The organism is Mesobacillus boroniphilus JCM 21738 (assembly GCF_000517385.1).
In the GTDB taxonomy this organism is placed as follows: domain Bacteria; phylum Bacillota; class Bacilli; order Bacillales; family Cytobacillaceae; genus Mesobacillus; species Mesobacillus boroniphilus.
Map to the genome: position 1 here is coordinate 1 of NZ_BAUW01000114.1, position 9,513 is coordinate 9,513.

Annotated in this window: 12 protein-coding genes and 1 pseudogene; 5 read left to right on the forward strand and 8 right to left on the reverse strand. The window is 39.4% G+C overall.

All coding sequences use genetic code 11. From position 1 onward, the window contains the following. Both JCM21738_RS26305 and JCM21738_RS19410 read left to right on the forward strand, forming a co-directional pair. Nucleotides 1–204 (forward strand): LysM peptidoglycan-binding domain-containing protein (locus JCM21738_RS26305; RefSeq protein ID WP_035209933.1); only part of this gene is annotated, 204 nt, incomplete at its 5' end. A gap of 32 nt (nucleotides 205–236) precedes the next feature. Next, nucleotides 237–824, forward strand: coding sequence for a C40 family peptidase (locus JCM21738_RS19410; RefSeq protein WP_052019806.1), 588 nt, complete (start codon nucleotides 237–239; stop codon nucleotides 822–824). Nucleotides 825–957: 133 nt separating this feature from the next. On the opposite strand, the gene JCM21738_RS19415 is transcribed toward JCM21738_RS19410, so the two are convergent. Next, on the reverse strand, nucleotides 958–2,136 hold the full coding sequence (locus tag JCM21738_RS19415; protein WP_023613646.1) for a toxic anion resistance protein: 1,179 nt from the start codon (nucleotides 2,134–2,136) through the stop codon (nucleotides 958–960). Continuing rightward, nucleotides 2,136–2,786, reverse strand: a complete 651-nt coding sequence (locus tag JCM21738_RS19420) for a 5-bromo-4-chloroindolyl phosphate hydrolysis family protein (protein ID WP_023613645.1) — start codon at nucleotides 2,784–2,786, stop codon at nucleotides 2,136–2,138. The genes JCM21738_RS19415 and JCM21738_RS19420 overlap by 1 nt, the downstream gene beginning before the upstream one ends. Before the next feature lie 757 nt (nucleotides 2,787–3,543). On the opposite strand from JCM21738_RS19420, the gene JCM21738_RS19425 reads away from it, so the two are divergent. Beyond that, nucleotides 3,544–4,188: a C40 family peptidase gene (locus JCM21738_RS19425; protein WP_035209934.1), complete on the forward strand. Its 645-nt coding sequence runs from the start codon at nucleotides 3,544–3,546 to the stop codon at nucleotides 4,186–4,188. A gap of 87 nt (nucleotides 4,189–4,275) precedes the next feature. Here JCM21738_RS19425 and JCM21738_RS24535 read toward each other — a convergent pair whose 3' ends face one another. From JCM21738_RS24535 to JCM21738_RS22760, 4 genes and pseudogenes are all read right to left on the reverse strand, one after another. Beyond that, a complete protein-coding gene (locus JCM21738_RS24535; protein WP_023613641.1) occupies nucleotides 4,276–4,413 on the reverse strand; it encodes a hypothetical protein in 138 nt (45 codons plus the stop codon). A 3-nt stretch (nucleotides 4,414–4,416) separates the two neighbouring features. Next, nucleotides 4,417–4,567, reverse strand: a pseudogene (locus JCM21738_RS24845) (hypothetical protein); the annotation flags it as partial. Further along, nucleotides 4,551–4,661 carry an FGGY family carbohydrate kinase gene (locus JCM21738_RS23585; protein ID WP_023613640.1) on the reverse strand — a complete coding sequence of 37 codons (111 nt, stop codon included), beginning with the start codon at nucleotides 4,659–4,661 and terminating at the stop codon, nucleotides 4,551–4,553. The gene JCM21738_RS23585 and the pseudogene JCM21738_RS24845, both read right to left, overlap by 17 nt. A 226-nt stretch (nucleotides 4,662–4,887) precedes the next feature. After that, the gene (locus JCM21738_RS22760) at nucleotides 4,888–5,439 is read right to left on the reverse strand and encodes a competence protein ComK (protein ID WP_023613639.1); all 552 of its coding nucleotides are present in this window, start codon (nucleotides 5,437–5,439) and stop codon (nucleotides 4,888–4,890) included. A gap of 669 nt (nucleotides 5,440–6,108) precedes the next feature. On the opposite strand from JCM21738_RS22760, the gene JCM21738_RS19435 reads away from it, so the two are divergent. Continuing rightward, a complete protein-coding gene (locus JCM21738_RS19435) occupies nucleotides 6,109–6,600 on the forward strand; it encodes a sigma-70 family RNA polymerase sigma factor (protein WP_023613638.1) in 492 nt (163 codons plus the stop codon). Between the two features lie 106 nt (nucleotides 6,601–6,706). Here the strand turns inward: JCM21738_RS19435 and JCM21738_RS19440 are convergent, their stop codons facing one another. Both JCM21738_RS19440 and JCM21738_RS19445 read right to left on the reverse strand, forming a co-directional pair. Then, the gene (locus JCM21738_RS19440; RefSeq protein WP_023613637.1) at nucleotides 6,707–6,973 is read right to left on the reverse strand and encodes an IDEAL domain-containing protein; all 267 of its coding nucleotides are present in this window, start codon (nucleotides 6,971–6,973) and stop codon (nucleotides 6,707–6,709) included. 146 nt (nucleotides 6,974–7,119) lie between these two features. Then, entirely contained in the window at nucleotides 7,120–7,821 is a 702-nt protein-coding gene (locus JCM21738_RS19445) for an N-acetylmuramoyl-L-alanine amidase (RefSeq protein WP_023613636.1), read from the reverse strand. Between the two features lie 294 nt (nucleotides 7,822–8,115). Here JCM21738_RS19445 and JCM21738_RS19450 point away from each other — a divergent pair. Next, nucleotides 8,116–9,513: bifunctional metallophosphatase/5'-nucleotidase (locus tag JCM21738_RS19450; RefSeq protein WP_023613635.1), on the forward strand; the 1,398-nt coding region annotated here is incomplete at its 3' end.

Below are 9,513 nucleotides of genomic sequence, written 5' to 3' on the forward strand. Positions count from 1 at the left end.
GGAATTCCGCTAAACAATTTAATATCCTGGAATAAGCTGAAGAGCAGAACCATTTATCCCGGGCAGCAGCTGATAGTGGCCGATCCATCGGCCACTATCTCAAACCCCGGAACTTCGCTGCGCCTGTTGCAGCAAAACCAGCTGTTGCTCCAGCACTTGTTAAAAAGGAACCAGCTAAAACCACTTTACCTGCAACTCTGGTAAAAACTGAAACCGTTAAAACGAGTGCTCCTTCAGTGACTGCTGACTATTTGGTGAAAAGCGGTGACACTTTAAGCAAGATCGCTTTTCAACACGGCGTTACCGTTACCTCTATCAAGCAATGGAACAATTTAAAGTCTGATTTGATTTACGTGGGGCAAAAGCTCATGCTTCATACGGACAATGATCCTAAATCTGTGACTTCCCCAGCAAACGAATCACCAGTTGCCGCAAAACCGGGCTCCCGTGTCAATCTGTTTGGGGAACAAACCGCTGAAACAATTGCAAAGGAACTTATTGGGGTTCCATATAAATGGGCTGGAAACACACCAGATGGATTTGATTGCAGCGGATTTATTTATTATGTTTATAATCAAACCGGAAAAACGATTAACCGCTATTCATCCGCTGACTACTTTAACAGGGCTTATTATGTAAATGATCCACAGCCTGGTGATCTTGTGTTCTTTGCGAATACATATATTAAAGGGATATCTCATATGGGTATATATATAGGAAATAATGAGTTCATTCATGCTTCTGACGGTGGAGGAGTGATTATATCCAGTCTTAGCTCACCATACTACCAAAAACACTTCGATTCTTTTAAGAGATTCTATTAGAAATTCGAGCTCCTATGGCTGACGTAAAATACCTGATTAAAAGCGTAGGAGAAGATAAAAAAGAAGATGCCCCGATCCATTCGGTTGGCATCTTCTTCATTTACCATTATATAACTTAAACTACTCTCGATTATTACTTATCCTTAATCTCCAAAAGCTTCAATCTCAACTCATTCTCCATTGAGGCCAGATCCTGTTCAGCCTGGCGTCTCTTTGTCCGGCCTTCTTCCTGGATTCGTAACGTCTCTTCCAGTGTAGTGATTAGGTTTTCCTGCGTTTTCTTCAATGTTTCGATATCGACAATGCCACGCTCGTTTTCTTTAGCTGTTTCGATTGTATTTGTCTTAAGCATTTCAGCATTTTTCAGCAATAGTTCATTTGTTGTTTTTGATACCTGCTTCTGTGCTTCAACCGCATGCCGCTGCCTGATCAGTGTCAATGCAATGGCGACCTGGTTTTTCCAGAGTGGAATGGCAGTCACGATCGATGACTGGATTTTTTCCACTAGCGCCTGGTTAGTGTTTTGGATCAGGCGGATTTGCGGCGCACTCTGGATAGTGATTTCCCTGCTTAATTTCAGGTCATAGAGTCGCTTATCCAGACGGTCGGCAAACTGGATCATATCGTTGACTTCCTGGAACTTCATTTGATCCTGAGATGTTTCCGCAGCCTTTTTTAACTGTGGAATTGTCTTTCCATGCAGCTCCTCAAGCTTCAGTTCTCCAGCGGCTATATAAATATTCAGCGCATTGAAATATTCTTTGTTCGTTTCGTACAACTTCTCGAGCATGCCAATATCGGATAACAGGACATTTTTGCTGCGATCGAGTTTCACGCTGATCCGGTCAATCTGTGCTCCAGTCTTTTGATACTTGGAGAGGATCTCCTGGACTGAACCCGAAATCTTGCCAAACATCCTGGCAAAGAAGGATTGCTTTTCAGTGCTAAGCTCCTCCGGATTCATGTCATTGAGATGCTTCATCAAATCATTGATGATTTCTCCTACTTCACCGATATCCTTTTTCTGGACATGCTCAAGCATTGCATGAGAAAAAGCCAGAAGTTTTCCTTGCGCCTGAGTGCCGTATTGAATCATTGCCTGGTGATTTTTCGGGTCAATCTGTTCTGCTAATTGGTAGGCCCTCTGCCTGTTTTCCTCAGGAATGACATCAATCAGCTTGACAGGCTTGCTGTCCTGTTGCTGCGGGCTGGGCTGCAGCTGCAGTTCAGGCGAATCGCGAAACGGATTCGTTAAGACATCATCCATGATATTTCCAGTATTCTTTAAAAGATCTGGATTTTTTTCTGTCATTATTTTAACCTCCTGGTTTCATCAGGAATTTCATTTCGCTTCTTGATCGAATGCTTCGCAACGTCTATTTCAAAATTCAAATGATCGAGATCCTCTTCCAGCATATAATTCAAATCTTTCTCAACAATCTTGGTAAGGTCCTTTAAAGTGTCCTGCGTTTCATTTAAAGAGTATTCCAACTCTCGGTTTTTGGCTGGCTGGGAGGATAGGAAAGCATATTTTTCACTTAGTTCCATTATCGAATCAAGATGTGAAAAATAAAACTGTTCCGCCTTGAAAAATCTTCTCGGCTCCCGGCTGTTGAGCTTCTGGATATTTTTCACAAGCCGCACAAGCTCTATTCTTTGTTTAAGCGAACGGATATGGCGAATTGAAAATAGCGACTTCTGAATCCTGTTGATTTTCACATTCGCCTCTTTAAGATTTCTCTTAATATATTTGTATTCCTTCATGGTCAGCCTGTTTTTTTCCAAAAAGCGTTTTTGCAAATATAATCCTAGTCCCAAAAACATAACTCCCCCGCCAATAAACCCATAAAACGAAGACATCCAGAAGGTCTGGTCAAAACCGGTGAAGGCCAGCAGCCAGATGAATGCCGAAAAAGGGATTGCCGCACCAGTTTGCATAAATCGTAAAAGGAATTTATTCATCAGTATCGACTCCTGTTTAGAATCTTCCTATCTATACGTGTAGGAGACACAGAATGTTTCATTTAGCTGTAAATAAATGTTTTCTCTCTTATACATTACTTCAAAACCGACTATTTTTCCACAGACTCAGTTTGTAATCTGTTCTAGGTCTTGAGACGTAGATGAATTTAAACTGGAAATATTTAATTGAATTTTACAGTGACTTTTCGACAAAAGATGTGGACTAGCTTGTAAGATTACCTGGTAATTTGTAGAAATTTTTGTTGTTTGATTTTTCGAAAAGGCGGTATATATGGATTACAGAAACAAAAAGTAAAAAAAAATACAACTGATAGGAGTGTTTTTTATATGAAAGTAAAAGCAGGAAGCTGGAGTATGTTGAGTCCAGAGGAGAAACTATGGTTATTAAGAGCCATTAGTAACCAATCCAAAAAATAAAAAATCAATGAATAATGAAAGTGGAGTGAATTCAGCTGGAATGAGCATAGAAAAATGGTTGTCATTAATAGAAGAAAGACTGCTGTTAAGAACCATCTGTTTCTTGAACTAGCAGTCTTTTCATTTAGAAACTTAAGACTATAATAGTCTTCTTCCATTCCCCTTTCTCATCTCTTCTTGATATATTTCTATCTAATTCTTCATATTCCTTGGAATTATTGTCGCTATTTGTAATATAAATGTAATTATGCCGTTATTTGTTTGTAACCCCTTTCGCTATATACTAGGTTTAACTTTTAATTAACGGGGGTAAAACTACTTGTTTAAAAGAATCCTAGCATCTATGTTGCTCTTCGCTTTAGTAGCTACTGTCGCACCGTCTATTGATAAAGCCTCTGCCTCTGGAACGACTTATTATGTGAAAGTTAATTCTGGATCATTAAATATGCGCAATAAACCTGCTACTTCCGGAAAAGTTGTAGCTAAACTTCCTAAGAACCAGCTAGTAACTGTGTCTTCACAATCAAAAGGTTGGGCCAAAGTTTCAACAAAAGGAAAAACAGGTTATGTAAGTTCACAATACATTGCACCAAAAGCTGCTGCAGTCAAAAAGACTTCAGCTCCTAAACCGGCTGCGAATACAGCTGATTATAAATCTAAAGCAATCTCAGTTGCGAAAAGCAATTTGAGAGTCAAATATAAATGGGGCGGCACTACAACCAGCGGTTTTGACTGCTCAGGTTTAGTAACCTACTCATTTGGCAAGGCAGGTACGAAAGTTACTTCTTACCAGCCGGGCGATCTATTATTCTATGCAACTAGCGGTGGCAAGAAAGTAACACACGTCGCCATCTACATCGGAAATGGTCAAATGATTCACTCCGCAACTTCTAAAGGTGTATCAATCGTAAGCATCAATAATTCATATTGGAAGCCAAAGTTCATTGGCGCTAAAAGAATATAAATTAAAAAAGTGGCCATTGCCACTTTTTTTTGTTTTATCACCCACCTGCCCGTTCGATCCATCCGCCGAAATGCATGGCGAACAACGCTACTTCATCAACTGATATCTTTTTGCCCATGGCTTCTTCAAGATGTCTCGGTCTTCATCTAACATCTTCGGTTCAAATGAAGAGTCGATTGCCCACTGTGACGCGATTTCCTCCTGGCCGTTCGCGTTCTTCAGCATTCACAAGCCGTCGCGCAGCCATTGAATGGCCGATCCGGCAACAAAATAAAAATGCTTCCTTCAAGAGCATACTCAATCTTGCCATCCAGCCCCAGACAAGTGTAGTCAATAGTCCATGCTCTGATTTGACCGCTTTTTCACCGGTATTCATTAGTTTGCGAAACATGAACGACCTTCCCTGCTTTGTCGAAAAGAATCGCCCTTGAGCTTGTCGTTCCCTGGTCTAAAGATAGAATGTACTTTTCCATAAAATAATTCCTCCCCTTGTCAATTTAACCGCTTTCGATTTATCGTTATCTTAACGCGCCAACTTTAGATATATCTAATTGTCCTGCCTGTTTTTTATCTACTGTATAAGCTAATGCCAGGGACTACTGCTACTATACCAATTACCAGCCAAAAAATTCGCTGTGACTGCACCTGTGTAAAAAATTTAATAAAGACACCCTAAAATGGGTGCCTCTATCACTCGCTCTATTTACGGATTCTGTATCTGTTTATACCTTCACCTTCACGTATACTCAGGCCTTTTTTAGGCTCGATGTAAAAGGTCATCATACCCTGTGAGTTTTTCGTCATTTCATCGCGCAATTCTTTCGCAGCCTGTTTTCTTTGGTTGAACTTAGATTCCTTCATGTTAATCACAAATGTATGATTGAAGCTTAAATACACTTCAGTCTTGCGGATTCCGAGAGACTTTGTTTTCTTGACATGTGTAAGGGAAAACCAAATGCAAAATTCATCATTGTAAGATTTGGTGGGAAATAACCAGATTCCCAGATTGCAGTTTATCTTAATTGGGCACATGTAAATATCGCCAAGGATCTCCCTGGAACTTTTCCGGCCAGCATTAAAATCAGACCCAAGGGTCAGCATAGTACTGTTAATGACATCTATCGGCTTCATATCGACAAGGAAGGTTTCTTCCCCTTCTATGATTCTCGTGCACAGTTTTCCATTTTCGTTGTATTCCCCAGTCAGCAGCACCGTTTCCTGATTAATTTTGTAATCACGTAATAGATTCACTATTAGATCCTCCTATGTATTGCTTTATCTGACATAAAAGGTATACTAACATAGTTGGTATACCCAACACACTTTGTCCTCGGGATTTGTCCGCTATGACTATATTCCCGGGGACTCTTCAATTTATTTCGAATTTTAACCTCCTGTCTCTTTAACAGGGCTACATGGTGTAATTGAGCGTGGTGTTGGTCTAGAACCCCTATAGGTATTATTATATTAACAATGACATTTAAATGTAAATCTGTATTTTTATGTTGCTCAATTCTTAATTCTTAAGGAAGATTGCTAAAATTAAACTTTTTTAGTATAATATATTTTTTAGCGGACCTACATTCAGGTCCGTTTTTTTATTTATATACGAACATAATCGAAAAAATTGCCAGGTTACTCCTAATCCAATGGTAGTAACTACTGATCAATTTAGAGGAAAAAAAATTATCAATCATTGTCTAAAAAATTTCACAATTCAAAACACTGATAATCGTTACATTCTGATGTTTACTCTTTTATTAAGTCTGAAAATTGAGTTTTCAAGACTTTTTTGTTTATTTTTTAACCATTTTGCCCTCTAAAATTGAATTTTCGTGATTGGTGTACTCTCATGTTTCCCAGTATGTTTTAGCTACCCGGGAATAAAACAGAACGCACGCGTTTCGAAAGGATTGCAAATTGGAAAGCTTTGAACAGTTATCGAAACAGTATGAGCCAATGATTCACAAAATTATCTCCTCCCTCCATATATATAAAAACAAGGAAGATTACTTCCATACAGGACTCGTAGGACTTTGGGAGGCGGCTGAAGCCTTTGATCCAGAGAAAGGTGAATTTGCCAATTATGCTTATTCGTTTATAAAAGGCCAAATATTAAATGAGATGAATCGAAATAATCGGCTCGAAAACCGTAATGTTTACCCAAAAGAGGAATATTGGGAAACCGTTGAAGAACCCAACGCTAATACCCCGCTCGAACTTGAGTTTTTGATGAGCTACTGCGGGGACCTCACCGAGAAAGAAACAAAGTGGGTCATCTACACTTGCGTTGATTTCCTCTCCGTCAGAGAAATAGCTCAAAAGGAAAATGTCTCTGAATCAGCAGTCAAACAATGGAGAAGCGGCGCGAAAAAGAAGCTTAAGGATCAATTATTAGAGGTTTTAGATTAAATAGTTTTTGAGAGCAAAGGCAACAACCTAAAAAAGCCTGAAACCACGTTTGTTATCTTGGTTTCAGGCCTTTTATATTCGCAAAATCCCATTCATCACTTTCACTCTACAAAGCATCCTTCCAGTTTTCTGAAGTTAATTCCAAGAATCTTTCTTTATCTTTGCTTATCAATGCCAAATCAATTTCTTCTGCTCTTCTTTTTTGCAGGAATTCATTCTGGACCTTTTGGATGATCTTGTTTGCTCCATCTGTGTACCTTGTTTTTTTACGAGTCAGAATCAGCTCCGTATTGTCAGGATCATGCATGGTGTCCATGAACATATTCACGTCTACATTTTGTTTATAGAAGTTAGAGTTCTTATCGTTTTTCATGAATTATCCCTGCCTTTTTGGGTTATGTTTTAGTTACTATTTACCCAATCCTGCAGAAAAATAACTTGTGCAGTAGATTATCTATCAATTTGAGAATCAAAATGGACAATTGAATAACTACCTTAAAAAAAGAGCAACCATTGAGGCTACTCTGCATCCAACATGATTTTTCCCCATTCAAACAATTCTCCGGGATCTGTTTTCCGTTCTGGTGCATATTCATTATGGCCGATTATATGCATCCTGTCTCTCTTAATCTCTTTGCTTCTTGCTATTATATCATCAAGAAGCATATTAAGAGCTTCATATTGTGCTTCCGTGTAGCCGATATGTTCCTGGGGGATCTGTTTGTAGTGCTCTGTAGACATCATTTGCTGCATTTCGGATTCAGTGCCGATGGCCATTAGCTCAATGCCAATCGAATATTTATTCAACTGATCATTGTACTCGGCGTATTCAATAAGCTTCCCTTTCCCTGAATGGCGGGCAGCCCGGCTTTCAGGCAATAAATAGTATATTTCACCTTCCCTGTCGATCATATAATGCGGGGAAACATCGTAATCAATAAAAATTTTTCTGATGTCTTCATATATATAAGGATTCTCAGGGTTAGCCGCGGCATTGCTTATGAAATGCAATACGATATGGGTTGGTATACTGCTCCGTGGCACAAGATTCATGTTTGGCATAAAGTCTTTAATTACTGGAATTTGTATTTGAGTTTGAACAACCCTCTGTTTTTTTACTTCTGCCTTTGCCGCCGTTTCCTCCTGAAGCCCTCCAGAGCAACCACTCAAAATCAGTAACAAGAAAACTACTAACTTAATCAATAAGATCCGCTTTTTCATTATTTTCCCCCAGCGCTCTTTCTATCCCCAAACTATTCGGCAACTATTTTAAAATTCCTCCCTGACGACCCTTTAAGACGTTCTATGCGAATATTTAATAAATATTAATATTGATTCTTCCCCTTTTATTTTACCTTTCAATTCTTAGTTCCTTTAACCTAATACTATATTACCGAATTAATGAATTTTCAATTTATTTATTTTATATCGAGTCAATTTTGATAGAATTGAAGTGTTTGAGAGAGATAACTAGCTTTATAGCAATACTATTTGAATTCAAGGAGGAAAATGTTAATGAACTACCATCAAAAGTTCTACCGCAAAATTATGTCAATAACTGCCTCTGCTGTACTTTTGACCTCGATTGCTGTTCCTGCAGTCTCTGCAAACATGAAGGGCATGAAACCAGGCAAGCCGTATGAACTAACGATCATGCATACAAATGACACACATGCACATTTAGATACTGTCGCAAAACGGGTTTCCGCTATTAAGCAGGTACGCAAAGAAAACGCTAACACACTTCTTTTAGATGCTGGGGATGTTTTCGCAGGAACCCTGTATTTTAACGAATTTCAAGGACTGGCTGATTTGGAGTTCATGAATTTAGTCGGCTATGATGCCATGACATTTGGCAATCACGAATTTGATAACGGAACCGTACCACTCGCAAACTTTGTCAAAGAGGCAAACTTCCCATTTGTCAGCGCAAACGTATACTTTGAAAATGACGAAAATATGAATATGCTTGCAAATAGCGAGTTCTCTTCAGAAGCAAATGATGGAGAAGTTTATAAAGGCATCGTAAAAGAGGTAAATGGGGAGAAGGTTGGGATTTTTGGCCTCACAACAGCTGAAACAGTAGACATCTCCAGCCCTGGAGACGATGTTGAATTCACTGATTACATTAACGAAGCAAGAGAAGCTGTTAAAGCATTTGAAGAACAAGGGATTAATAAAATCATCGCGCTTACACATATTGGTTTGAATGATGGCGGTGGAGACAATGACCTGACATTGGCAGAGCAAGTTGAAGGCATTGATGTAATCGTAGGCGGCCACACTCACGTTAAATTGTCCGAGCCAGTATTTGTAGAGGCAGGCAAAGAACCGACTGTCATCGTCCAGGCAAATGAGTATGGCAAATTCCTTGGTACCCTGGATGTAAAATTCAACAAAAATGGAAGAGTTATTGAATATGCTGGTGAGTTGCTGGATCTTAAAAATTTTGAAGAGGATGCAGTAGCAGCCCAAATTCTGAACGAAAAATACAAACCTGCTGTTGAAGAAATGAAAAATACAGTAATCGGAACAACAACTGTTGATTTAGTTGGCGGAAACCCTGCCGCAAGAACAGGTGAAACAAATTTAGGTAACTTGATCACCGATGGAATGCTCGCAAAGGCGAAAACCATCAACCCTAATACAGTAATCGCAGTTCAAAACGGCGGCGGTATCCGTACATCTGTTGATGCAGGAGACATTACGATGGCAAAAGTACTTGAAGTAATGCCATTCGGAAACTCATTGGCCATCATGCAGCTAACTGGCGCTGAAATCAAAGAAGCCTTGGAGCATAGCGTCAAGGATGCTCCAACAGCATTCGGAGGTTTCCTGCAAGTATCCGGGTTGCAATTCACATACGACAGCTCTCTTCCTGCAGGCCAGCGTGTCCAGTCAGTTGAAGTAAAG